21 protein-coding genes are annotated in these 23,037 nt (G+C 64.2%); 16 read left to right on the plus strand and 5 right to left on the minus strand.

Annotation, left to right across the window (positions count from 1 at the left end):
• Positions 1 to 8: 8 nt before the first annotated feature.
• The 13 genes from hisC to rfbD all read left to right on the plus strand — a co-directional run bounded on the left by hisC (position 9) and on the right by rfbD (position 12,262).
• Positions 9 to 1,118, plus strand: a complete 1,110-nt coding sequence (gene hisC / locus DMO17_RS07710; RefSeq protein WP_110681911.1) for a histidinol-phosphate transaminase — start codon at positions 9 to 11, stop codon at positions 1,116 to 1,118.
• Positions 1,119 to 1,122: 4 nt separating this feature from the next.
• Positions 1,123 to 3,351 (plus strand): bifunctional prephenate dehydrogenase/3-phosphoshikimate 1-carboxyvinyltransferase, encoded by a 2,229-nt coding sequence (locus DMO17_RS07715; protein ID WP_110681912.1) that lies wholly within the window; start codon positions 1,123 to 1,125, stop codon positions 3,349 to 3,351.
• Entirely contained in the window at positions 3,348 to 4,016 is a 669-nt protein-coding gene (gene cmk, locus DMO17_RS07720) for a (d)CMP kinase (protein WP_110681913.1), read from the plus strand. The genes DMO17_RS07715 and cmk overlap by 4 nt, the downstream gene beginning before the upstream one ends.
• A 146-nt stretch (positions 4,017 to 4,162) precedes the next feature.
• On the plus strand, positions 4,163 to 5,842 hold the full coding sequence (rpsA, locus tag DMO17_RS07725; protein ID WP_110681914.1) for a 30S ribosomal protein S1: 1,680 nt from the start codon (positions 4,163 to 4,165) through the stop codon (positions 5,840 to 5,842).
• A gap of 158 nt (positions 5,843 to 6,000) precedes the next feature.
• Positions 6,001 to 6,285, plus strand: a complete 285-nt coding sequence (ihfB, locus tag DMO17_RS07730) for an integration host factor subunit beta (protein WP_110681915.1) — start codon at positions 6,001 to 6,003, stop codon at positions 6,283 to 6,285.
• 24 nt (positions 6,286 to 6,309) lie between these two features.
• Entirely contained in the window at positions 6,310 to 6,543 is a 234-nt protein-coding gene (locus DMO17_RS07735) for a LapA family protein (protein WP_110681916.1), read from the plus strand.
• A 178-nt stretch (positions 6,544 to 6,721) separates the two neighbouring features.
• Complete coding sequence (locus tag DMO17_RS07740; RefSeq protein WP_110681917.1) at positions 6,722 to 7,042, plus strand: ComEA family DNA-binding protein; 321 nt, start codon at positions 6,722 to 6,724, stop codon at positions 7,040 to 7,042.
• Between the two features lie 91 nt (positions 7,043 to 7,133).
• Positions 7,134 to 8,024, plus strand: coding sequence for an NAD(P)-dependent oxidoreductase (locus DMO17_RS07745; protein WP_258371498.1), 891 nt, complete (start codon positions 7,134 to 7,136; stop codon positions 8,022 to 8,024).
• Positions 8,021 to 8,824: a hydroxypyruvate isomerase family protein gene (locus tag DMO17_RS07750; protein ID WP_110681919.1), complete on the plus strand. Its 804-nt coding sequence runs from the start codon at positions 8,021 to 8,023 to the stop codon at positions 8,822 to 8,824. Before DMO17_RS07745 ends, DMO17_RS07750 begins: the two co-directional genes overlap by 4 nt.
• A gap of 39 nt (positions 8,825 to 8,863) precedes the next feature.
• On the plus strand, positions 8,864 to 9,925 hold the full coding sequence (rfbB, locus tag DMO17_RS07755) for a dTDP-glucose 4,6-dehydratase (RefSeq protein ID WP_110681920.1): 1,062 nt from the start codon (positions 8,864 to 8,866) through the stop codon (positions 9,923 to 9,925).
• 39 nt (positions 9,926 to 9,964) lie between these two features.
• Positions 9,965 to 10,843 carry a glucose-1-phosphate thymidylyltransferase RfbA gene (gene rfbA / locus DMO17_RS07760; RefSeq protein WP_110681921.1) on the plus strand — a complete coding sequence of 293 codons (879 nt, stop codon included), beginning with the start codon at positions 9,965 to 9,967 and terminating at the stop codon, positions 10,841 to 10,843.
• Entirely contained in the window at positions 10,840 to 11,379 is a 540-nt protein-coding gene (gene rfbC / locus DMO17_RS07765; RefSeq protein WP_110681922.1) for a dTDP-4-dehydrorhamnose 3,5-epimerase, read from the plus strand. The genes rfbA and rfbC overlap by 4 nt, the downstream gene beginning before the upstream one ends.
• A 1-nt stretch (position 11,380) precedes the next feature.
• Positions 11,381 to 12,262: a dTDP-4-dehydrorhamnose reductase gene (gene rfbD / locus DMO17_RS07770; protein ID WP_110681966.1), complete on the plus strand. Its 882-nt coding sequence runs from the start codon at positions 11,381 to 11,383 to the stop codon at positions 12,260 to 12,262.
• 49 nt (positions 12,263 to 12,311) lie between these two features.
• Here rfbD and DMO17_RS07775 read toward each other — a convergent pair whose 3' ends face one another.
• Complete coding sequence (locus DMO17_RS07775) at positions 12,312 to 14,366, minus strand: hypothetical protein (protein WP_373389555.1); 2,055 nt, start codon at positions 14,364 to 14,366, stop codon at positions 12,312 to 12,314.
• Between the two features lie 555 nt (positions 14,367 to 14,921).
• Between DMO17_RS07775 and DMO17_RS07780 the strand changes: the two genes are divergently transcribed.
• From DMO17_RS07780 to DMO17_RS07790, 3 genes are all read left to right on the plus strand, one after another.
• Positions 14,922 to 16,082, plus strand: coding sequence for an MFS transporter (locus DMO17_RS07780; RefSeq protein ID WP_110681924.1), 1,161 nt, complete (start codon positions 14,922 to 14,924; stop codon positions 16,080 to 16,082).
• 91 nt (positions 16,083 to 16,173) lie between these two features.
• Complete coding sequence (locus tag DMO17_RS07785; protein ID WP_110681925.1) at positions 16,174 to 16,602, plus strand: hypothetical protein; 429 nt, start codon at positions 16,174 to 16,176, stop codon at positions 16,600 to 16,602.
• Between the two features lie 10 nt (positions 16,603 to 16,612).
• Entirely contained in the window at positions 16,613 to 16,945 is a 333-nt protein-coding gene (locus tag DMO17_RS07790; RefSeq protein ID WP_110681926.1) for a YnfA family protein, read from the plus strand.
• Positions 16,946 to 16,953: 8 nt separating this feature from the next.
• Here the strand turns inward: DMO17_RS07790 and DMO17_RS07795 are convergent, their stop codons facing one another.
• From DMO17_RS07795 to ngg, 4 genes are all read right to left on the minus strand, one after another.
• A complete protein-coding gene (locus tag DMO17_RS07795) occupies positions 16,954 to 17,184 on the minus strand; it encodes a YheU family protein (protein WP_110681927.1) in 231 nt (76 codons plus the stop codon).
• 28 nt (positions 17,185 to 17,212) lie between these two features.
• Positions 17,213 to 19,966 (minus strand): hybrid sensor histidine kinase/response regulator, encoded by a 2,754-nt coding sequence (locus DMO17_RS07800; protein WP_110681928.1) that lies wholly within the window; start codon positions 19,964 to 19,966, stop codon positions 17,213 to 17,215.
• An 81-nt stretch (positions 19,967 to 20,047) separates the two neighbouring features.
• On the minus strand, positions 20,048 to 21,244 hold the full coding sequence (locus tag DMO17_RS07805) for an osmoprotectant NAGGN system M42 family peptidase (protein WP_110681929.1): 1,197 nt from the start codon (positions 21,242 to 21,244) through the stop codon (positions 20,048 to 20,050).
• Between the two features lie 43 nt (positions 21,245 to 21,287).
• Positions 21,288 to 23,024: an N-acetylglutaminylglutamine synthetase gene (ngg, locus tag DMO17_RS07810; RefSeq protein ID WP_110681930.1), complete on the minus strand. Its 1,737-nt coding sequence runs from the start codon at positions 23,022 to 23,024 to the stop codon at positions 21,288 to 21,290.
• Positions 23,025 to 23,037 lie beyond the last annotated feature (13 nt).

Consider the following 23,037-nt stretch of genomic DNA (forward strand, 5'->3'; position numbering starts at 1 on the left):
GAGCCACCATGAGTTGCGATTTCCTCGCCCTGGCCGTGCCGGGCGTGCAGAAGCTCTCGCCCTACGTGCCGGGCAAGCCGGTCGACGAGCTGGCCCGCGAGCTGAATCTCGACCCGGCCGGCATCGTCAAGCTGGCCAGCAACGAGAACCCGCTGGGCCCGTCGCCCAAGGCGCTGGAGGCGATCCGTGCGGCGCTGTCCGAGTTGACCCGCTACCCGGACGGCAACGGCTTCGAGCTGAAGACCAAACTGGCCGCCCGTTGTGGCGTCAGCCCGTCTCAGGTGACCCTGGGCAACGGCTCCAACGACATTCTCGACCTGGTCGCCCGCGCCTGGCTGGCGCCAGGCCTGAATTCGGTGTTCAGCCAGTACGCCTTCGCCGTGTACCCGATCGCCACCCAGGCTGTCGGCGCCCAGGGCAAGGTGGTGCCGGCCAAGGCGCATGGCCACGATCTGGAGGCCATGCTGGCCGCCATCGACGCCAATACCCGCGTGGTGTTCGTCGCCAACCCGAACAACCCGACCGGTACCTGGTTCGGTCCGGACGCGCTGGAGTCCTTCCTCGCCCGCGTGCCGCATAACGTGCTGGTGGTGCTGGACGAGGCCTATATCGAGTACGCCGAGGGCTTTGATCTGCCAGACGGCCTCGACTACCTGGCGCGCTACCCCAATCTGCTGGTCTCGCGCACCTTCTCCAAGGCCTATGGCCTGGCCTCGCTGCGCGTCGGCTATGCGCTTTCCTCGCCGCAGGTGGCCGATGTGCTCAACCGCGTGCGTGCGCCGTTCAACGTCAACAGCCTGGCCCTGGCCGCCGCCTGCGCGGCGCTGGACGATGCCGACTACCTGGCGGCCAGCCGTCGCACCAACGATGCCGGCATGGCCCAGCTGGAAGAGGGCTTCCGTCGCCTGGGGCTGAGCTGGATTCCGTCCAAGGGCAACTTCATCGCCGTCGACTTCGCTCGCGATGCTGCGCCGATCAACCAGGCGCTGCTGCAGGCCGGTGTCATCGTGCGCCCGGTGGCCGGCTACGGCATGCCGACCTTCCTGCGCGTGTCCATCGGCACCGAGCAGGAAAACGCCCGCTTCCTCGAGGCGCTGGAGCAGATTCTCCGTGGCTGATGCAATGCCGCTGCAACACGCGCTGGGCAAACTCGGCCGCCTGGTGGTGGTGGGGCTCGGCCTGATCGGCGGCTCCTTCGCCAAGGGCATGCGCGAGAAGGGGCTGTTCGACGAAGTGGTCGGCGTGGATCTGGATGCCGAGTCGCGCCGCCTGGCCGTGGAGCTGGGCGTGGTTGACCGCTGCGAAACCGAGCTGGCGGCCGCCTGTCAGGGCGCCTCGGTGATCCAGTTGGCGGTGCCTATCCTGGCCATGGAAAAGCTGCTGGGCCAACTGGCCAAACTGGAACTGGGTGATGCGGTGCTCACCGACGTCGGCAGCGCCAAGGGCAATGTGGTGCGTGCGGCGCGCCTGGCCTTCGACGGCAAAGTGGCGCGCTTCGTGCCCGGTCATCCGATCGCCGGCTCCGAGCAGAGCGGGGTGGAAGCTTCCAACGCCGAGCTGTTCCGTCGGCACAAGATGATCCTCACGCCGCAAGAGTCCACCGATGCCGCGGCGCTGGCGCTGGTCGACGGCCTGTGGCGCGCCCTGGGGGCCGACGTGGAGCACATGGAGGTGGAGCACCATGACCAGGTGCTGGCCGCCACCAGCCACCTGCCGCACCTGCTGGCCTTCACCCTGGTCGACTCGCTGGCCAAGCGCAGCGAGAACCTGGAGATATTCCGATACGCCGCCGGCGGCTTCCGCGATTTCACGCGGATCGCCGGTAGCGACCCGGTGATGTGGCACGACATCTTCCTCGCCAACCGCGAGGCGGTGCTGCGCACCCTCGACGCATTTCGCGACGACCTCGACGCCCTGCGCGGTGCGGTCGACGCTGGGGACGGGCATCAGTTGCTCGGCGTGTTCACCCGCGCCCGGCATGCCCGCGAGCATTTCAGCAAAATCCTGGCCCGCAGGGCCTATGTGGACGCCATGCACTCGAACGACCTGATCTACCTCGCCAATCCCGGTGGCTCGCTCTCCGGCCGCATCCGCGTACCGGGCGACAAGTCCATCTCGCACCGCTCGATCATGCTCGGCTCGCTGGCCGAAGGCGTGACCCAGGTGGAGGGCTTCCTCGAGGGCGAGGACGCCCTGGCCACCCTGCAGGCCTTCCGCGACATGGGCGTGGTGATCGAAGGTCCGCATCACGGCAAGGTGACCATCCATGGCGTCGGCCTGAATGGCCTGAAGCCGCCGCCCGGCCCGCTGTACCTGGGCAACTCCGGTACCTCCATGCGCCTGCTCTCCGGCCTGCTGGCCGCGCAGCCGTTCGACACCGTGCTGACCGGCGACGCCTCGCTGTCCAAGCGCCCGATGAACCGCGTGGCCAAGCCGCTGCGCGAGATGGGCGCGGTGATCGAGACCGGTCCTGAAGGTCGTCCGCCGCTGACCATTCGCGGTGGCCAACGCCTGACCGGCATGAGCTACGAAATGCCGATGGCCAGTGCCCAAGTCAAATCCTGCCTGCTGCTGGCTGGCCTGTACGCCGCCGGCGAGACCCGCGTCACCGAGCCGGCGCCGACCCGCGACCACACCGAGCGCATGCTGCGCGGCTTCGGCTACCCGGTGGCGGTGGATGGCAATGTCGCCAGCGTCGAATCCGGTCACAAGCTCAGTGCTACCCATATCGAAGTGCCGGCGGACATCTCCTCGGCCGCCTTCTTCCTGGTCGCCGCCAGCATCGCCGAGGGTTCCGAACTGGTGCTGGAGCATGTCGGCATCAACCCGACCCGCACCGGCGTGATCGACATCCTCAAGCTGATGGGCGCCGACCTGGGCCTGGAAAACCAGCGCGAAGTCGGCGGCGAGCCGGTGGCGGACATCCGCGTGCGTGCGGCCAAGCTCAAGGGTATCGACATCCCCGAGGACCTGGTGCCGCTGGCCATCGATGAGTTCCCGGTGCTGTTTGTCGCCGCTGCCTGTGCCGAGGGCCGTACCGTGCTGCGCGGCGCCGAGGAGCTGCGCGTGAAGGAATCCGACCGCATCCAGGTGATGGCCGACGGCCTGATCGCCCTGGGCGTGAAAGCTGAGCCGACTCCGGACGGCATCATCATCGAAGGCGGCCCGATTGGCGGCGGCGAGGTGTGGAGCCACGGCGACCATCGCATCGCCATGTCCTTCAGCGTCGCCTCGCTGCGCGCCACGGCACCGATCCGCATCCACGACTGCGCCAACGTCGCCACCTCCTTCCCCAACTTCCTCGGCCTGGCCGCCAGTGCCGGCATCCGCGTGGTGGAGGAGGGCAAATGAGCGCCATGGTGATCACCATCGACGGACCGAGCGGCTCGGGCAAGGGTACCGTCGCTGGCCTGCTGGCTGCCAAGCTGGGCTGGAAGCTGCTGGATTCCGGCGCGCTCTATCGCCTGCTGGCCTTCGCCGCCGGTAATCACGGCATTGACCTGACCAACGAGGAGGCGCTGAAGACACTGGCCGCCCACCTGGACGTGCAGTTCATCGACAAGCGCATCATCCTCGAGGGCGAGGAAGTCACCGACGCCATCCGTAATGAACAGGTCGGTGCCGGTGCCTCCATGGTCGCTTCGTTGCCGGCGGTGCGCGAGGCGCTCCTGCAGCGTCAGCGCGCCTTCCGCGAGGCACCGGGCCTGGTGGCCGATGGTCGCGACATGGGCACCGTGGTGTTCCCGGACGCGCCGCTGAAGATCTACCTGACCGCCAGCGCCGAGGAACGGGCCCGTCGCCGCTACCTGCAGTTGAAAGGCAAGGTGGAAGGTGTTAGCCTGCCGAGTCTGCTAGACGAGATTCGTGCGCGTGATGAGCGCGACATGCAGCGCGCCGTGGCTCCGCTGAAGCCGGCGGCTGACGCCATTCAGCTGGATTCCACCGAGCTGAGCATCGAGCAGGTGCTGGAAAGAATTCTCAGCGAGGTCGCCAATCGTGATCTCGCGGGTAACTGAGCCACGGCTGACTTAAGTCGAAAGGCTCGCAAGGAGGCAGGCGGGAGACCAGTCACAGTCCCGCAGGCCTCTTTTTACATGAACGAACCCACATTGTCTGGAGTGTGGTTTGGGCGAATCCCCGCCCTTGATCAACAGGAATCAACATGAGCGAAAGCTTTGCAGAACTTTTTGAAGAAAGCCTGAAATCCCTCGACATGCAGCCGGGTGCCATCATCACCGGCATCGTGGTCGACATCGACGGTGACTGGGTCACCGTACATGCCGGCCTGAAGTCCGAGGGCGTCATCCCGCTCGACCAGTTCTTCAACGAACAAGGCGAGCTGACCATCAAGGTCGGTGACGAAGTCCACGTTGCGCTGGACGCTGTGGAAGACGGCTTCGGTGAAACCAAGCTGTCCCGCGAGAAAGCCAAGCGCGCCGAGTCCTGGCTGGTTCTGGAAGCTGCGTTCAACGCTGAAGAAGTGGTCAAGGGCGTTATCAACGGCAAGGTCAAAGGCGGCTTCACCGTTGACGTCAACGGCATCCGCGCGTTCCTGCCGGGCTCCCTGGTCGATGTCCGTCCGGTGCGTGATACCACCCACCTGGAAGGCAAAGAGCTGGAGTTCAAGGTCATCAAGCTGGACCAGAAGCGCAACAACGTTGTCGTTTCCCGTCGCAGCGTGCTGGAAGCCGAGAACAGCGCCGAGCGCGAAGCTCTGCTGGAATCCCTGCAGGAAGGCCAGCAGGTCAAAGGTATCGTCAAGAACCTCACCGACTACGGTGCGTTCGTTGACCTGGGCGGCGTAGACGGTCTGCTGCACATCACCGACATGGCCTGGAAGCGCATCAAGCACCCGTCCGAGATCGTCAACGTTGGCGACGAGATCGACGTCAAGGTCCTGAAGTACGACCGCGAGCGCAACCGCGTCTCCCTGGGTCTGAAGCAGCTGGGCGAAGATCCGTGGGTCGCCATCAAGGCCCGTTATCCGGAAGGCACCCGTGTTACCGCCAAAGTCACCAACCTGACCGACTACGGCTGCTTCGCCGAGCTGGAAGAGGGCGTGGAAGGCCTGGTGCACGTGTCCGAGATGGATTGGACCAACAAGAACATCCACCCGTCCAAGGTCGTTCAGGTCGGCGACGAAGTGGAAGTTCAGGTTCTGGACATCGACGAAGAGCGTCGTCGTATCTCCCTGGGCATCAAGCAGTGCAAGTCGAACCCGTGGGAAGACTTCTCCGGTCAGTTCAACAAGGGCGACAAGATCTCCGGCACCATCAAGTCGATCACCGATTTCGGTATCTTCATCGGCCTGGACGGCGGTATCGATGGTCTGGTTCACCTGTCCGACATCTCCTGGAACGAAGTGGGCGAAGAAGCCGTACGCCGCTTCAAGAAGGGCGACGAGCTGGAAACCGTCATCCTCTCCGTTGATCCGGAGCGCGAGCGCATCTCCCTGGGCATCAAGCAGCTGGAAGACGATCCGTTCTCCAACTACGCCTCCCTGAACGAGAAAGGCACCATCGTGCGCGGTACCGTCAAGGAAGTGGACGCCAAGGGCGCCGTGATCAGCCTGGGTGGCGACATCGAAGGCATCCTGAAGGCTTCCGAAATCAGCCGCGACCGCGTCGAAGACGCCCGCAACGTGCTGAAGGAAGGCGACGAAGTCGAAGCCAAGATCATCAGCATCGACCGCAAGTCCCGCGTTATCAGCCTGTCCATCAAGTCCAAAGACGTCGAAGACGAGAAGGATGCGATGAAAGAGCTGCGTAACAAGCAGGAAGCCGAGACCACTGGTCCGACCACCATCGGTGATCTGATCCGTGCCCAGATGAACCAGAACTAAGTTCCGGTTTCAGCTGGAAAAAGGGCGACTTCGGTCGCCCTTTTTCGTTTCCGCGCCAATCATCATCCCCTCTTGACATTCGGACTATCCAAAGCCTGGCGGGCGTGCTAAAAACACCCTACTAGATGATCTAGCCGCTTGAAAAAGAAGGGAAAACCATGACCAAGTCGGAGTTGATCGAGCGTATTGTCAGTCACCAGGGGCTGCTGTCCTCCAAGGACGTGGAGCTGGCGATCAAGACCATGCTGGAGCAGATGTCCCAGGCTCTGGCTACCGGTGATCGCATCGAGATCCGCGGCTTTGGCAGCTTTTCCCTGCATTACCGTGCGCCGCGCGTGGGACGCAACCCCAAGACCGGCGAGTCGGTGCGGCTGGATGGCAAGTACGTGCCGCACTTCAAGCCTGGCAAGGAACTGCGCGATCGCGTCAACGAAGATGAGTGAGTCGCCAGTGGTGGGAGGCTATCTGTGCTGAGCCGTGTTGCACGCCTTGTCTGGTTTGCGGTTGTTTCCCTTATTGCAGGCTCGATTCTGCTGCTCATCCTGCAGAACCCACAAAGCTCCCGGTTTCACTTCTTGTTCTGGGAAACTCCCGAGCTGCCTTTTTCTATTTTGCTTATCCTGGCTTTCGGGCTAGGTATTTTTGTAATGATGCTTTGCTTGGTGGGATACAAGCTTTTCAGGCTCAAGCCTGGCAGGTGATAGGCGTTTCACATGGTCGGCAGCTACAAAGATGACCAAAGTGTGATCGGTTGGTGTGGCTATTTGTGATGTGGTGCGCATTGTCATGGCGGTATCTTTTTGACAGTCCCGTGACGAGGGCTAGCTTGTTCAGGGCGTGATCAGGATTCACGCCTCATCAATGAAAAGGAGCTTCGTCATGCGCAATAATCCCTTCGCTATTCTGCTGTTTTCCTGCCTTGCAACTCTTTCCCTCGGTGTAGCTGCCGCCGAATCAACAGATGCTCCCAGCGTGCCTGCCGAACAGGTGCAGATGCCTTCCGGGCAGGTAGACCTCAATACGGCTGACGCTGCAACTCTCGATGCTGGGTTGCTGGGAGTGGGGCCGGCCAAGGCGCAGGCAATTATCGATCACCGCAACAGCAATGGACCCTTCGCCTCGGTGGATGAGCTTCTGGAGGTCAAAGGCATAGGGGCGGCGATTCTCGAAAAGAATCGCGAGCGCATCAGAGTCAACTGATGCCGCAGCAATGAAAAAGCCGGTCACCGACCGGCTTTTTCATTTGCCCGGCTGGTTACAATGTGGGTTGGTGATGGCTCGGAGGTAGGCTGTGGTGCCGGTACAACGCTCACTCGGATTCGCTGGCATTGGCCTGATGGGCCTTCCCATGGCTCGCCGCCTTCTCGGCGCCGGTTATGCCCTCAGTGTCTGGAATCGCTCCAAGGGGAAGTGTACTGAACTCGGTCCCGAAGGGGCGAGGGTGGTGTCCGAGCCTGCTCATCTGTGTGATGACGCAGATCTGGTGTTGCTCTGCTTGGCTGACACCGAAGCTGTGCGCCAGGTCGTCTTCGGCCGAGGAGGGATCGTCGAGAGGGCCCGGCCTGGCCAGCTTCTGGTTGACTTCTCCAGCCTGGATCCCGCCGCGACGCGCGAAATGGCGGCCGAACTGGAGGTGCGAACCGGTATGCGCTGGATCGACGCGCCCGTATCCGGTGGTACCCAGGGGGCTGTGGCTGGAACGCTGGCGATCATGGCCGGTGGCCGTCAAGAAGATATCGAACGTGTGCGTCCACTGCTGATGCACCTGGGGCAGCGGGTGACTCGCATGGGTGATGTAGGGGCGGGGCAGGTGACCAAGGTATGCAATCAGATGCTGGTGGCCTGTAATGCGCTAGTAATCGGTGAAGTGGTGGCCCTGGCCGAGCGTGCGGGTGTCGATGCCCGCCTGCTGGCCCCGGCTCTGGCTGGTGGTTTTGCAGACTCCAAACCGTTGCAGATACTCGCGCCGCAGATGGCCGAGCGGTGTTTCGAGCCAATCAAGTGGCATGTGCGTACCTTGCTCAAGGATCTGGATACTGCAGTCAAGCTGTCTCGCGAGCAGGGCAGCGCTACCCCCATGAGCGGTCTGGCGGCGCAGCTGATGCGTATGCACGGCAGTCAGGGATATCTCGACAGGGATCCGGCAACCCTGATCGACCTGTTTCAGGAGTCGACATCGTGAAGGTCTGCGCCAACCTGTCGCTCCTGTTCACTGAACTGCCCCTTGCCGAGCGAGTCGCTGCTGCGCTGCTGGCAGGCTTCGACGGGGTGGAAATTCAGTTCCCCTACGACCTGCCGGCGATGCAGTTGAATGAGGCCCTTGAGCGATCCGGACTGCCCCTGGTGCTGATCAATCTCCCGGCTGGTGATCTGATGCAGGGTGGGGCTGGGCTGGCGTCCGTGCCGTCCCGTCAGGCTGAGTTCATGGCGGCGCTGGAACAGGCCCTAGCCTACGCGGGCAAGGTGCGTCCACTGTGCGTTAATGTGCTCCCCGGTCGGCGGGTTGAGGGAATTTCCCGCGAACACGCCTTGAGCACCCTTGCCGCCAATCTACACAGGGCGGCCGAAGCTTTCATGGAGCTCGGCATTCGTGTGCTATGCGAGGCGATCAACCCACTGGATATGCCGGGCTTTCTGATCAACACGCCCGAGCAGCTCGACGAGTTATTACAGCGGGTTGCGCATCCTAACTGTTTGGCCCAGCTCGATCTCTATCATATGGCGCGGCAGGGTTTGGATCTGCAGGCCGGTATTCGCCTGTTGGCGGGACGTATTGGCCATGTGCAGTTTGCCGACTGTCCTGGCAGGGGGATGCCAGGTAGCGGTGAGCTGGATTTCGAGTCAGTTCTGAGAGAGTTGAGGGCAAGCGGCTACCGAGGTTGGTTGGGCGCCGAGTACATCCCTGATCGGTCATCGCCCACGGCGTTCGATTGGCTGGCGCATTGGCGTTCTGCTGGTGGGGTCCTCGCCTGCGAGGTCTGATTGTGGGGTGCCTGTGGTATTTCCTGGTAAGAGAAAGCTATGGCCTTGCGTATTTTGCTGACTGGTGGTGCCGGCTTTATCGGCTCTGCGGTGATCCGTCATCTGATCGAGAACACCGACCATAAGGTCGCCAACCTAGACAAGTTGACCTATGCGGGAAATCTGGACTCGCTGGCCATGGTCGCCGACTCTCCACGTTACAGTTTTCATCAGCTCGACATCTGCGAGTGCCAGGAGTTGGACCGGGTATTCGCTGATTTCAGACCGACGACCGTGATGCACTTGGCTGCAGAGTCACATGTCGATCGGTCCATCGAGTGGCCTGCAGACTTCATACGGACCAACATAGTCGGCACATACAGTCTGCTGGAGGCTGCTCGGCGTTATTGGCAGACACTGCCGGGCATTGAGCGCCAGACCTTCCGCTTCCTTCATGTTTCCTCAGACGAGGTATTTGGCGATCTGGAGGGGAAGGGAGGGCTTTTTACCGAAACCACGCCCTATGCACCCAGTTCGCCGTACTCGGCGTCCAAGGCAAGCGCAGATCACTTGGTCCGGGCGTGGATGCGTACCTATGGCCTGCCGGTGCTGGTGACCAACTGCTCGAACAACTATGGCCCTTTCCAGTTTCCGGAAAAGCTTATCCCACACATGATCCTCAATGCTTTGCATGGGCAGTCTCTGCCGGTTTACGGGGATGGCTCGCAGGTGCGTGACTGGCTATTTGTCGAGGATCATGCCCGGGCATTGGTCGACGTGGTAACCCAAGGCAGGGTAGGGGAAACCTACAATATTGGCGGGCATCACGAAATGCCTAACCTTGAAGTGGTTGAAGCCATCTGTGCCCTGCTGGACGAACTTCAACCCTGTGAGTCGGGTGCCTACCGGGAGCGCATCAGGTTTGTGCAGGATCGCCCCGGACATGACCGGCGCTATGCCATCGACGCCAGCAAGATCGAGCGTGAGCTGGGCTGGCGCCCCCAGGAAACATTTTCAAGCGGTATCCGCAAAACGGTGGTCTGGTATCTGGAGAATCGGTGGTGGTGGCAGCGTGTGCTGAGCGGTGACTATCGACTGGCTAGACTGGGTGATCAGCCATGAATGAGGCGGCACTGTGCGCTCTATGAAAAGGGGCATTCAATGAAGGGCATCATTCTTGCCGGTGGTTCTGGTACCCGCTTGCACCCCATTACCCGAGGCGTCTCCAAGCACCTGCTGCCCATCTACGACAAGCCGATGATCTATTACCCACTGTCGGTGCTGATGCTGGCTGGTATACGCGAAGTTCTGATTATTTCAACTCCGGATGATCTACCCAATTTCCGTAAGCTGCTTGGCGATGGCAGCGCTTTCGGCATCGACCTGGACTATGCCGAGCAGCCTTCCCCCGACGGTCTGGCGCAGGCTTTTCTGATCGGTGAGTCGTTCATCGGGAGCGACAGAGTATGCCTCATCCTCGGAGATAGCATTTTCTATGGCTATGGTTTCAGTGCGATGCTGCAGGAAGCGATGCGACGCATGCAGGGGGCAACGGTCTTCGCCTACCATGTGAGTGATCCTCGGCGTTTCGGTGTGGTGGAGTTCGATGCTGCAGGCAAAGCAGTATCCATCGAAGAGAAACCGGCGTTGCCGAAATCCAATTATGCGGTTACGGGGTTGTACTTCTACGATAACTCGGTGATCGAGTTGGCCAAGCGGATCAGGCCCTCTGCACGCGGTGAGCTAGAGATTACCGACATCAATAGCGCTTACCTGGAGCGTGGTGATCTGCGCGTCAGCCTGCTTGGCCGTGGCTTCGCCTGGCTGGACGCGGGCACCCACGATTCCTTGATGGAGGCCGGCCACTTCGTACAGACCATCGAGTCCCGCCAGGGACTCAAGGTGGCGTGTTTGGAGGAGATCGCCTATCGCCAGGGCTGGTTATCGGCAGAGCAATTGGCGATCCAGGCGCGCGAGCTGGGTAAAACAGGGTACGGACAGTATCTGCTGCATTTGCTAGAGCAAGAGAATCATTCGTGAAGGTGATTGAAACGGCACTGCCCGGCGTGTTGATCATTGAGCCGAGAGTGTTTTTCGATGCGCGGGGATTTTTTCTGGAGACTTTCCAGAGCGAGCGTTATCGCGAGGTAGGCATTGATCTGCCGTTCGTGCAGGACAATCATTCGCGCTCTTCGCGCGGAGTGCTTCGTGGTCTGCATTTTCAGCGTACCCGCCCGCAGGGCAAGCTGGTGCGTGTCAGCAGGGGGGCGGTCTACGATGTCGCTGTGGATGTCGATCCGGCATCATCATCCTGCGGTCGTTTTGTCGGTGTTGAGCTTAACGACGAGAACCATCGCCAACTCTGGGTGCCGCCGGGCTATGCGCATGGTTTCTGTGTGCTGAGCGAGACGGCTGATTTCGAATACAAATGTACGGAGCTTTATCTACCCGAGGATGAAGGCGGCCTGCTCTGGAACGATCCGGATGTGAATATTCCTTGGCCTATTGCATCCCCTAAGCTATCTGCCAAGGATCAATGCAATCCTACGCTTCGCCAATTGCTTGGGCGCTTCTGAGATGCGCATCCTGATCACAGGTGCCCATGGGCAGGTCGGCCATGCACTGATGCGATCGGTCCCGGACAAGATAGAGACTGTCGCCTTGCCTCTGGACATCACCGAGCAGGGACAGGTTGCTCGGTGCCTGGTTGAGGTCGCCCCTGACGCAATCATCAATGCCGCCGCATACACAGCTGTGGATCGGGCGGAAAATGACCGCCAGCGGGCTTATGCGGTCAACCGCGATGGTGTGGCTTGGCTTGCTGACGCCGCCGAGCGCCTTGCTATTCCCATGTTTCATTTATCCTCGGACTATGTCTTTCACGGCGATGCCTGTGTTCCCTATCGAGAGGTGGATGCCTGTGCACCTCTGAACGTGTATGGGGCTAGCAAGCTGGCGGGTGAGCAGGTACTCGCAGAGCGCTGCTCCCGCTGGCTGGTGTTGCGTAGTAGCTGGGTGTTTGGTGTGCACGGCAGTAACTTCGTAAAGACCATGCTGGCGCTTGCCGGGGAGCGTGATGAGCTGGCAGTGGTCTCTGATCAATGGGGCTGTCCAACGTCCGCAATGAGCATTGCCTCAACGCTATGGCGGCTTGTGGAGCTTTACTATCAGCAAGGCGTTCTGTCCTGGGGCTGTTACCACTTCAGTGGTACGCCCATCTGCAGTTGGTACGACTTTGCTGAGATGATCTTTCTCCAGGCTCATGAACTGGGACTGATTACGCGGGTACCCAAGCTAAGGGCGCTTGCTACCTCGGATTACCCGACAGCGGCGCTGCGTCCGCGCTGGTCTGTGCTGGACTGCTCCAGGCTGCAGACCGAATTCGGCATTCCCCAGCCCGACTGGCGTCTCGACCTATATCAGGTATTGCAGGAAATTCGGCAGTCTATGCATGGCTGAAATGAAAAGGCCTGCGATTGCAGGCCTTTTTGTTGGTGCCGCTTCTGAATCAGGCCTTGTTGCCGTCGTAGTCGTTGAGCGAGATGACCCGGGTCTTGCCGACGCGGTGGCGATAGATCTCGCGCAGGTACTTGATGGCCTTCTTCACGCTCTCTCGCGACAGGCGGATGTCGTTGATCGAGACGAACTTGTCCTGGTCGTGGATCAGCTCGCGGTACTTCTTCTCGTACATCGGCTTGATCGCGTACCAGTTGGTGTCGAGGATCTTCGCCGGGTTCTCGTACTCGTTGAGCATGGCCTCGACGCGCGCCTCGTCGAATTCCTCGGAGACGATGAAGTCGAGCATGGCGTTGTCCAGGCTCTCGTCGTAGCGGTACTGGTCACGGGCGAAGCAGCGCTTGATGAAGGCGACGATCAGGGTCAGGAAATCGTCCGACAGGCACGGGCTCTTGACGATCAGGGTGGTCAGCGACAGGTTGGCCGAGGCGCCGATCACCAGGGCGTAGCGCTTCAGGGTGGTGTTGGGGAACAGGCTGTTGAGATGGGTCTTGAGCCGGTTCAGGTCCATGTAGGACAGCTTGTAGTCCTTCGGCAGCGAGACGATGGACACCACCGAGGAGCAGTTCTTGAAGAAGTGCAGGTCACTCAGGGCGCTGGCGTCGTAGTTGGACTTCTTGTACTGCTCCAGCGCCGCACGGTAGCGCTTGGCCTCGATCGGCAGCAGGCTGATGCCCTCGATGGCCTGGGTCGCCTTGTTGAAGTGCGGCAGGTCGATGGAACGGAAGAACAGGTCGTCGATATTGAGCTTGGGCTGCTCCTTCTCGAACACCTTGAACTTCTCGGTCGGCGCCGGAGCGGCCTGCTCGGCCACCACGGATTCCGCGTAAGCAACTGCCACCGGCCCGGCCAGGCTCATGAACAGGTCGTTGGCATCCAGGCGGATGGTCTCGCCGATATCGATGCCGGCACGGCGGAAGTAGTTCTGGTCGTAGTCGGTGGTCACCGCCTGGGCGGTGAGGATGTTGAAGATCTGCTGCGAGATGTACTGGTTGGCGTGGCGCTCCATGGCGTTCACGTCGATGTTCTGCACGTTGCCGCCGTCGCTTTCCTCGGCGTAGCGCATGATGTCGTTGGAGATCAGCATCATCGCGTTCCACGGGCGGATGCGGCGCATCACGCTCTCTTCGCCGGTTTCCTCGCTGTCGAAGTTGTAGGAGAAGTCCCACTCCTCGGCGAGGTACTTGCATAGCAGGCGGCCGGCGTTGATGTGCAGGGCTTCGGACATCTCGATGCGCTGGTCGGAGATGTTCGGCAGGATGCAGATGCCGCTGGTGAAGATCGGCTCGAAGACGAAGGAGTGCCCGCGATTGTCCTCGCTGCTGCTCTCCTGCTTGGTCTCGAAGGTCTTGCTCATGTAGGCGAACTGCTGGGCCAGGCCGAACTCCGAGGCCATGCCCGAGCCGGTGCCGCCGCCGGCGCTGAAGATGTAGAAGTACAGGCGCGACTGGTTGGCCTTGATGCCGCAGGAGTCGATCAGGTAGCTGTGGATGAACTTCCAGTCGGCGTTGGAGAAGCGCTGGGTATCCTTGTTGAGGATGATCTTGGCCAGGTACTGGCCGAGGATCGGCGCGTTACCGGCGCCGCCGGCGTGGACCTCGGACAGGTCCATGATCTTCATCTTGCTGTAGTCGTCGAGGAAGCCGCTGGTCTCGGCCTTGCGCGAGAAGCGGATGCGCCCCTCGATGTCCTTGTCCAGGTCGCCCAGCATCACCAGCGGTTCGATCAGGAATACCGGTTTGGCGGCGCGGCTGCCGGCCAGGCGCAGGTTGCTGCGTAGCCAGCCAGCCGGGCGCTGCTCGGAGCCGCTCTTTTCCTGGTTGCTGAATTCGTTGAGGTAGAAGCGCCGGGCGTTGTACACCAGCGAGGCGACGTCTAGGGCGATGTTGGAGCCGCAGCGGCCGAGGCCGATCAGGCACACCGAGGGGAAGTGCTGGGCGTGGCGGGCATCCAGGGCTTCATCGCCGTGCAGCTTGGGGAATACTCGTTCGCGCAGGCCGTCGAGGTTCTCCAGGATGCGGTCGATGTCGCGCTCGGTGAAGTACATGTACTGCTCGCCACCGATGTTGGCGGGGAGGTTCGGGGTTGCCGGTGCCGCCAGTTCCTCGACCGCGCTGGCGGTCAGGGTGCGCGGTTCGGAAACGGTGGAATCTACGTCTTTAGTTGTTTTCATCGGCGACATTCCGGGCTGTTGGCGGCAGCTTTCTTATTAAGGGAGTAGCATCAAAACAGCGCTGTTACATGACTAAGCACTATATACAGTGAACAGGCGTTATTCGAGGCGCCGTGTCGCTCTTTTTTATGCCCTATGCCGCGCCAGACCTGTGTCGACGACGGATCGCTGGCGAAATGCCATTTAGGAGCTGCGTGATGCTCGGTATGGTCGGTTTTCTGTCGGTGCCGTCGCGACGAGTGCGTAACTTCCGGGCCAGCGCAAGACACTTTCCCGGTGTGCTGCGCAAGACATTCTGCTTGAACAAGTTGATGGTCGAAATATATGTCCGCGCGGTCAGAATTTGGCTCCGAACGCTTGTCTGGCCCGTCTGTACAGGGGTAGGGTGACCGTCCCGGCCGAGATGGCTGCCCTGTTGTCGGATCTTGCGTGAAACCTGTATCCCGAGCCCTGCTGATGCTGGCTCTGGTGCTGGCGGCGATCAACCTGCGCCCCGGCATCACTTCCTTCGCCCCGCTGATCGAACGCATCGCCGAGGAGCTTGCCCTGAGCCGCGGCCTGATCAGCCTGACCACCGCCTTGCCGGTGCTGTGCATGGGCCTGCTGGCGCCGCTGGCGCCGCGCCTGGCCGTGCGCTTCGGCCTGGAGCGCACCATCGCCTGTTGCCTGGCCTTGATCGCCCTGGCACTGCTGGTGCGCCTGGGTGGGCACGCCAGCGCCGTGCTGATCGGCAGTGCCGTGCTGCTCGGCACCGGCATCGCCGTGGCCGGGCCGCTGCTGTCCGGTTTCATCAAGCGGCATTTCCGTGATCAGGTCGGCCAGGTGGTCGGCTGGTATTCCTTCAGCATGGCCATCGGCGGTGCCGGCGGCGCGGTGCTGACCGTACCGCTGACCCAGCACCTGGGCGACGACTGGAGCCTGGGCCTGGCCGCCTGGTGCGTGCCGGCGCTGCTCGCCCTGGTGCTGTGGCTGCGCCTGCCCAATCGCGCCGAGGCGGCGCAGCTTGGCGATGGCCAGGGGCTGCCCTGGCGCGAGCCGCGCGCCTGGCTGGTGACCGGTTTCTTCGCCATCCAGGCCGGCTTCTTCTACACCATGGCCACCTGGCTGGTGGCGCGCTACCACGAGGCGGGTCTCAGCCTGCTGTACAGCAACGGCCTGTTCAGCCTGTTCATGCTGGTCGGCCTGCCCAGTTCCTGGCTGATGCCCTGGCTGGCCCAGCGCTTCGATATCCGCCAGCCGCTGCTGGTGGCCTGCGGCCTGAGCCTGACCCTGTGCCTGGCCATGATCACCTTCCAGCCGACCCTGCTGCCCGAGCTCTGGGCCGTGCTGATGGGCTTCGCCCTCAGTGGCTCCTTCGCCCTGTCGCTGGTGCTGCCGCTGTACGAGGTGCACACGCCGCTGGCGGTCAGCCGCTGGACCGCGATGATGCTCTGCGCCGGCTACTGCATGGCCTGCCTGGCGCCGATCCTGGCCGGCCTGGGGCGCGACCTGGCCGGTAACTACCAGGCGCCGTTCATGGTGCTGATCGGCCTGGGCGTGCTGATGACGCTGATCGCCTGGGCCCTGCGCTCACCGAGGCGCCCGGCCTGAGGTCCGGCTTTTTGCGCGTGCGGGGCACTGGTTCCTTTGCAGTCGCCATGCCCTGTGTTAGAAGGCAGCCTGCACTTTCTGGAGTACCCGAGTGGAGTCCGAATCCATCGTCTATGGCTGCATCCGCGACTGGCCATCCGGTGACCGCGAGCAGCGCCTGGCGCGTCGCGCCACCAACCGCCGGATGCTGGAGCAACTGCCCCAGGGCGAGTCCTGGGCCTTTCTCGGGCGTGACATGTTCTCCTTCTGCGCGGCCGAGGGCGAGGGCCTGTACCAGACCCAGGTGATCCACTTCGGCGCCAGCTACCAGGCCATCGAGTACGAATGGAGCCTGTGGATCAAGGAATTCGAGGCACTGCTCAAGCGCCTGTACTGGGCCAGCGCCGTGGTGCACCTGGAAACCGAGCTGAACGGCGTGCACACCTTCCGCTGGGAGTCGGAGAACGGCTTCCACAGCCCCCAGGAACAAGACCTGCGGGTACGCTGCGTGTGGGAGCGCGAGGGCAGCCTGCGCGGCTGAGGGAGGGGCGATGCTCAACTACTTCTGGTTCTTCCTCGCCGCGCTGTTCGAGATCGGCGGCTGCTACGCCTTCTGGATGTGGCTGCGGCTGGGCAAGAGCGCCTGGTGGATCGCCCCGGGCCTGCTCAGCCTGACCCTCTTCGCCCTGCTGCTGACCCGTGTCGAAGCGGCCTATGCCGGGCGCGCCTATGCCGCCTATGGCGGCGTCTACATCGTGGCTTCGCTGCTCTGGCTGGGGCTGATCGAGCGGACCCGGCCGCTGCTCTCGGACTGGCTGGGCGCGGCGCTGTGCCTGGTCGGTGCCGGCATCATCCTGTTCGGCCCGCGCTTCGCCAGCCACTGAGGCGAGGCTCAGTCCTCCAGCCACTCCTTCGGCACTTCCTCGCGCAGCATCAGCTGGCACTGCTGGCTGTCGGGGTCGAAGGCGATCAGCGCCTGACCCTTCTCCAGTGCCCGGCGCGCCCGCTCGACGCGGGTCGCCAGCGGTGTGTCGTCGCCATTGTCGGTGCCGTCGCGGGTGACGAAGTCTTCCAGCAGGCGGGTGAGGGTCTCGGCTTCGAGCATCTGGTGGGGGATCAGCATGGCGGCTCCTGTTGGCGGGGCGGCCATGCTAATCGCTGGCGTTCGCCGCGGCGAGCAGGTGGCGATCGAGCACCGCGTAGAGCTGCTGGCAATCCAGCGGCTTGCCGAGGAAGTCGTCCATGCCGGCCTCGGCGCCGCGCTGGCGATGCTCATCGAGAATGTGCGCGGTCAGCGCGATGATCGGTACTGCCGGCAGCTGGCGCTGGTACTGCAGCTGGCGGATCTGCCGGGTGGCCTCGAAGCCGTCCAGCTCCGGCATCTCGCAGTCCATCAGGATCAGCGCGATGGCCGCCGGATCGCGGCGGTACTCGTCGACCGCCGCGCGCCCGTCGGCGACCAGGCGTACCTGGTAGCCGCGCTTCTTGAGAAAGCCCTGTACCACCATCTGGTTCACCTTGTTGTCCTCGGCGACCAGGATGCAGGGCGCCCTGCCGCCACGGCTGGCCAGTGCCGGAGCAGGCTCCTGGGCTTCGCGGCGGCGCTCGCTGTAAAGCTCCTGCAGGGCCTCGCGCAGGCTGCTCAGGGACAGCGGCAGGGGCAGGCCGAGCAGGCGCAGGCCCAGGCTGTCCGGCAGGTGCTGGTGCTGTTCCGGCGGGCTCAGCAGCAGCACGCGCTGGCCGTGTTCCAGGTGCGGCCGCAGGCTGTCCAGCCAGTGGCCACAGCTGCCCGGCCAGGGCGCCATCAGCACCAGCAGCGGGGGGGCACTGAAGTCCTCCAGGTAGTCGCGCAGGCGCTCCGGATCCTGGCAGCGCTGGGTGCGCATGCCCCAGCGGCCGAGCAGGTGGCCGAGGCAGTCGAGTCCCTGGGCGTCCAGCGAGCAGAGCAGGGCGACGCGACTCTCCAGCAGGCCGAGCAGTTCGTCTTCCGTCTGCTCGCCGGGCTTCAGCGGAATATCGAAGGCGAAGCGCGAGCCCTGGCCCGGCGTGCTCTGCACTTCGATGCGGCCCCCCATCATCTCCACCAGCTCCTTGCTGATGGCCAGGCCCAGGCCGCTGCCGCCATAGCGCCGGGTGGTGCTGGAGTCGCCCTGGGCGAAGGAGCGGAACAGCTGGGTGAGCACCTCGTCGCGGATGCCGATGCCGCTGTCGCTGACGGCGAATACCAGGTGCTGCTGGCCCTGGCTGTTGCTGCGCCGGCTGATGGTCAGCGCGACGTGGCCTTCCTGGGTGAACTTGAGGGCATTGCCCAGCAGGTTCATCAGCACCTGCTTGAGCCGCGTCGGGTCGCCCAGCACACGCCGGGGCACGCCGCCCTCTAGGCTGACGTAGAGGCGCAGGCGCTTCTCCAGGGCCTGGGCGGTGAACAGCAACAGGGTGTCGGAGACCATCTGCTCCAGGTCGAACTCGATCTCCTCCAGGCTCAGCTTGCCGGACTCGATCCGCGCGTAGTCGAGGATGTCGTTGATCACCGCCATCAGCGAGGTCCCGGAGCTGGCGATGGTGTCCACATAAAAGCGCTGGCTGCGCTCCAGCGGCGTCTCGCGCAGCAGCTGCAGCATGCCCAGCACGCCGTTGAGCGGGGTGCGGATCTCGTGGCTCATCTTGGCCAGGAAGCGGCTCTTGGCCTGGCTCTCGTACTCCGCCTGGGCCGCCGCCTGGCGTGAACGGTAGCCCTCCTCCTTGAGCAGGTTGATGCGGTCGGCCAGGCCGATCGACAGGGTCAGCAGCTCGATGGTCACGCCCACCTTGACCACCGCCGAGCCATAGATGCCGAAGATCTCCACGCCTAGCGAGCCGCTGGTGACCAGCATGAAGGCCACCAGCAGCACGCTCCAGGCCAGCACGTAGTAGGAGCCGTGGCGCACGCCGCGGCGCCAGGCGTAGATGCCGGTGAGCAGGAGGATCAGCGAGACCAGCAGCACCGCCAGGCTGGCCAGGATGTTCCAGGCGGCCAGGCCGATCAGCGGCACCGACAGCAGGCAGCCGACGATGCCCAGCATCAGCAGGCGCATGGCCTTGTCCAGTTGCGGGAAGTGCTGCGGGATGTGCAGGAAGTGGCGGCTGAACTGGGCGGCGGTGAGGCAGTGCAGGTACATCAGGATGTAGATGCTCACCGACTGCAGCGCCACATGCTCGGGCAGTAGCTTGAACAGCATGCCGTCGAAGCAGGCAGCGAACAGGCCGACGTTGATGTTGTACACAAGGTACCAGAAGTAGGCGCGCTCGCGCAGCGAGAGGAACAGGAACAGGTTGTAGACGAACATGGCGAACAGCACGCCGTAGAAGGCGCCGTTGATGCCCATCAGGTTTTCCTGGGCCGCCGCGCTGGCGCCGTAGGTGCTGAAGAACAGCGGTACGAAGATGGTGCTGGTGCTCTCCACCCGCAGCAGCAGGCTGTGGTCGCCCGGCGCCAGCAGCAGCGGGAACCAGAAGTGGCGCACCTGCACCGGGCGCTGGGCGAAGGCGAAGGTGTCGCCGCTGTGCTGGCGCTGCAGCTGGCCGTTGGCGTCCTGCAGGTAGACGTCGATGTGGTCGAGCAGGGCGTAGTTGACTTCCAGGTAGCCGGCCAGCGGCTGCGGCCGGCTATTGCTCAGGCGCACCTTGAACCACCACACCGAGTCGTTCTTGCCCAGGTTGGCGTGGTCGCCGGTCACCGGCTGGAAGGCGCTGTCCGGCAACTGCTGCGCTTCGGCGGGGCTCAGCTCGCCACCGGGGTCCTCGTGGTAGGCCATGAAGGGCGCCAGTGACAGGCGCAGCTCGTCGCGGTCCAGGGGGGCCGGGGCGAGCGCCCACAGCGGCCCGCACAGGCAGAGCAGCAGCACAGCCAGACACAAGCGCGGCATCCGCCAACCTCTGGTTTGTTGTCGGTTATGGCCTGCACTTTGCCCAGTTGTGGCGCGCCCAGCAAGTGCCCCGGCCAAGCCCTAGTCCGGCGGGCTTGAGCGGCCGCCGAGGAGGCTGTCGATGGCCGGTACCTGGGTGTCGCTGGCCATTTGCACGTCGTGCTCGATCTGGTGGCTGAAGCGTTCCAGGGAATGCTCGCGGGCCGGCTGGGCGTCGCTGGCGAACACCGGCGGGCTGAGCAGGTAAGCGCCGATCAGGCGGGCGAGCGCTGCCAGGCTGTCGATATGGGTGCGCTCGTAGCCGTGGGTGGCGTCGCAGCCAAAGGCCAGCAGGGCGGTGCGGATGTCGTGGCCGGCGGTCACCGCCGACTGCGCATCGCTGTGGTAGTAGCGGAACAGGTCGCGGCGCACCGGGATCTCGCCGTCGCCGGCCAGGCGCAGCAGGTGACGCGACAGGTGATAGTCGTAGGGGCCACCGGAGTCCTGCAGGGCCACGCTGACACAGTGCTCGCTGGACTGCTGCCCGGGCGCCACCGGGGCGATGTCGATACCGACGAACTCGCTGACGTCCCAGGGCAGCGCGGCGGCGGCGCCGGAGCCGACTTCCTCGGTGATGGTGAACAGCGGGTGGCAGTCGATTTCCGGCACCTCGCCGCTCTCGACTATGGCCTTGAGCGCGGCCAGCAGGGCCGCCACGCCGGCCTTGTCGTCCAGGTGGCGGGCGCTGATGTGGCCGCTATCGGTGAACTCCGGCAGCGGGTCGAAGGCGACGAAGTCGCCCACCGCCACGCCCAGGGCCTCGCAGTCGGCGCGGGTGGCGCAGTAGGCGTCGAGGCGCAGCTCGACCTGATCCCAGCTCACCGGCAGCTGGTCCACCGCGGTGTTGAAGGCGTGCCCGGAGGCCAGCAGCGGCAGCACGCTACCGCGCAGCACGCCGTTGTCGGTGAACAGGCTGACGCGGCTGCCCTCGGCGAAGCGGCTGGACCAGCAGCCGACCGGGGCCAGGGCCGGGCGGCCGTTGTCCTTCAGCTCGCGGACGATGGCGCCGATGGTGTCGAGGTGCGCCGACACCGCGCGGTCCGGGCTGGTCTGGCGGCCCTTGAGGGTGGCGCGGATGGTGCCGCGGCGGGTCAGCTCGAAGGGGATGCCGAGCTCCTCCAGGCGTTCGGCGACGTAGCGCACGATGGTGTCGGTGAGGCCGGTGGGGCTGGGGATGGCGAGCATCTCCAGCAGTACCTGGCGCAGGTAGGCGAGGTCGGGTTCGACGAGTCGGGTCATAAGGTCTCCTCGGAGGCAATTGTGCTGGGGAGAGGGCACTGGCTCAGGGATGCACGCGGCTGAGCGGGAACAGCAGGTCGATGAAGCGCTCGGCGGTCGGCTGCGGCTCGTGGTTGGCCAGGCCGACCCGCTCGTTGGCCTCGATCAGCACGTAGTCGGGCTGGTCGGCGGCCGGCACCAGCAGGTCGAGGCCGACCACCGGGATGTCCAGCGCCCGTGCGGCGCGCACCGCGGCCTCGGCCAGCGCCGGGTGCAGGCGCGCTGTGACGTCCTCCAGGGTGCCGCCGGTGTGCAGGTTGGCGGTCTTGCGCACGGCCAGGCGGGTGCCGGCCTGCAGCACGCTGGAATAGTCGTAGCCGGCATCGTGCAGGGTGCGCTGGGTCTCGGCGTCCAGCGGGATGCGGCTCTCGCCGCCGGTGGCGGCCTGGCGCCGGCGGCTCTGCGCCTCGATCAGCGCGCCGATGCTGTGCACGCCGTCACCGACCACGCAGGCCGGATGGCGGATGGCGGCGGCCACCACCTGGTAGCCGATCACCACGATGCGCAGGTCCAGCCCCGGGTGGTAGCTCTCCAGCAGCACGCGGCCGTCGAACTGGCGGGCGCGGGCGATGGCCTCTTCCACCGCCTCGGCACTGCGCAGGTCGACGGCCACGCCCTGGCCCTGCTCGCCGTCCACCGGCTTGACCACCAGGGCGCCGTGCTCGGCGAGGAAGGCGGCGTTGTCCGCGGCGTCACCGGCCAGGCGCTGCGCCGGCTGGCGCAGGCCGGCGCGGGCGAAGGCACGGTGAGTCAGGCGCTTGTCCTGGCACAGGGTCATGCTCAGCGCGCTGGTCAGGTCCGACAGCGACTCGCGGCAGCGGATGCGCCGGCCGCCCTGGCTGAGGGTGAACAGGCCGCCCTCGGCGTCGTCCACCTGCACCTCGATGCCGCGGCGCTGGGCCTCGTCGACGATGATGCGGGCGTAGGGGTTGAGCTCGGCCTCTGGGCCGGGGCCGAGGAACAGCGCCTGGTTGATGCCGTTGCGGCGCTTGATGGCGAAGGTCGGCAGGTCGCGGAAGCCGAGCTTGGCATACAGCGCCTTGGCCTGGCGGTTGTCGTGCAGCACCGACAGGTCCAGGTAGGCCAGGCCGCGACTCATGCCATGCTCGATCAGGTGGCGCACCAGGGCTTCGCCGACGCCCGGACGCGGGCAGTCCGGCGCTACCGCCAGGCACCACAGGCTGCTGCCCAGTTGCGGATCGGCGAAGGCGCGCAGGTGGTCCAGGCCCATCACCGTGCCCAGCACGCGGCCGCCGACTTCGTCCTCGGCCAGCCAGTAGCTGGGCCCACCGGCCTCGCGCGGGGTCAGCCGGTCGTGGTCCACCGGCAGCATGCCGCGCTGCAGGTAGAGACGATTGATGGCGTCCCAGTCCGCCTGGCTCTGTACCCGGCGAATGTGGAAGCCGCGAAAGCTGCGCGGTGCCGGGCGGTAGTCGGTGTACCACAGGCGCAAGGTATCGGAAGGGTCGAGGAACAGCTGCTGCGGCGCCTGCGCCAGCACCTGCTGCGGCGCGGCCACATAGAGGGCGATGTCGCGTTCGCCGGGCCGTTCCTCCTGCAAGGCGGCGGCCAGGCTGGCGGCGTCCGGGTAGGTGTGGCCGATCAGCAGGCGGCCCCAGCCGCAGTGGATGCTCTGCGGCTGGCAGGCATCGCTGCCCTCGCGGGCCAGGTGCGCCTGCAGGCGCTGGTAGGACGGTGCCTGGCCGCGTTGCAGGCGCTGGTTGTAGGCAGTGGCGCGCATGGATGGTCCCTCC

It is taken from the genome of Aquipseudomonas alcaligenes, assembly GCF_003205495.1.
Classification (GTDB): Bacteria; Pseudomonadota; Gammaproteobacteria; order Pseudomonadales; family Pseudomonadaceae; genus Aquipseudomonas; species Aquipseudomonas alcaligenes_B.

What these genes read in the sequence shown, in the direction of transcription:
- hisC (WP_110681911.1), top strand. Translation starts at nt 9, where the DNA reads ATGAGTTGCGATTTCCTCGCCCTGGCCGTGCCGGGCGTGCAGAAGCTC.
- DMO17_RS07715 (WP_110681912.1), top strand. Translation starts at nt 1,123, where the DNA reads ATGCCGCTGCAACACGCGCTGGGCAAACTCGGCCGCCTGGTGGTGGTG.
- cmk (WP_110681913.1), top strand. Translation starts at nt 3,348, where the DNA reads ATGAGCGCCATGGTGATCACCATCGACGGACCGAGCGGCTCGGGCAAG.
- rpsA (WP_110681914.1), top strand. Translation starts at nt 4,163, where the DNA reads ATGAGCGAAAGCTTTGCAGAACTTTTTGAAGAAAGCCTGAAATCCCTC.
- ihfB (WP_110681915.1), top strand. Translation starts at nt 6,001, where the DNA reads ATGACCAAGTCGGAGTTGATCGAGCGTATTGTCAGTCACCAGGGGCTG.
- DMO17_RS07740 (WP_110681917.1), top strand. Translation starts at nt 6,722, where the DNA reads ATGCGCAATAATCCCTTCGCTATTCTGCTGTTTTCCTGCCTTGCAACT.
- rfbB (WP_110681920.1), top strand. Translation starts at nt 8,864, where the DNA reads ATGGCCTTGCGTATTTTGCTGACTGGTGGTGCCGGCTTTATCGGCTCT.
- rfbA (WP_110681921.1), top strand. Translation starts at nt 9,965, where the DNA reads ATGAAGGGCATCATTCTTGCCGGTGGTTCTGGTACCCGCTTGCACCCC.
- rfbD (WP_110681966.1), top strand. Translation starts at nt 11,381, where the DNA reads ATGCGCATCCTGATCACAGGTGCCCATGGGCAGGTCGGCCATGCACTG.
- DMO17_RS07775 (WP_373389555.1), bottom strand. Translation starts at nt 14,366, where the DNA reads ATGTACTTCACCGAGCGCGACATCGACCGCATCCTGGAGAACCTCGAC.
- DMO17_RS07790 (WP_110681926.1), top strand. Translation starts at nt 16,613, where the DNA reads ATGCTCAACTACTTCTGGTTCTTCCTCGCCGCGCTGTTCGAGATCGGC.
- DMO17_RS07795 (WP_110681927.1), bottom strand. Translation starts at nt 17,184, where the DNA reads ATGCTGATCCCCCACCAGATGCTCGAAGCCGAGACCCTCACCCGCCTG.
- DMO17_RS07800 (WP_110681928.1), bottom strand. Translation starts at nt 19,966, where the DNA reads ATGCCGCGCTTGTGTCTGGCTGTGCTGCTGCTCTGCCTGTGCGGGCCG.
- DMO17_RS07805 (WP_110681929.1), bottom strand. Translation starts at nt 21,244, where the DNA reads ATGACCCGACTCGTCGAACCCGACCTCGCCTACCTGCGCCAGGTACTG.
- ngg (WP_110681930.1), bottom strand. Translation starts at nt 23,024, where the DNA reads ATGCGCGCCACTGCCTACAACCAGCGCCTGCAACGCGGCCAGGCACCG.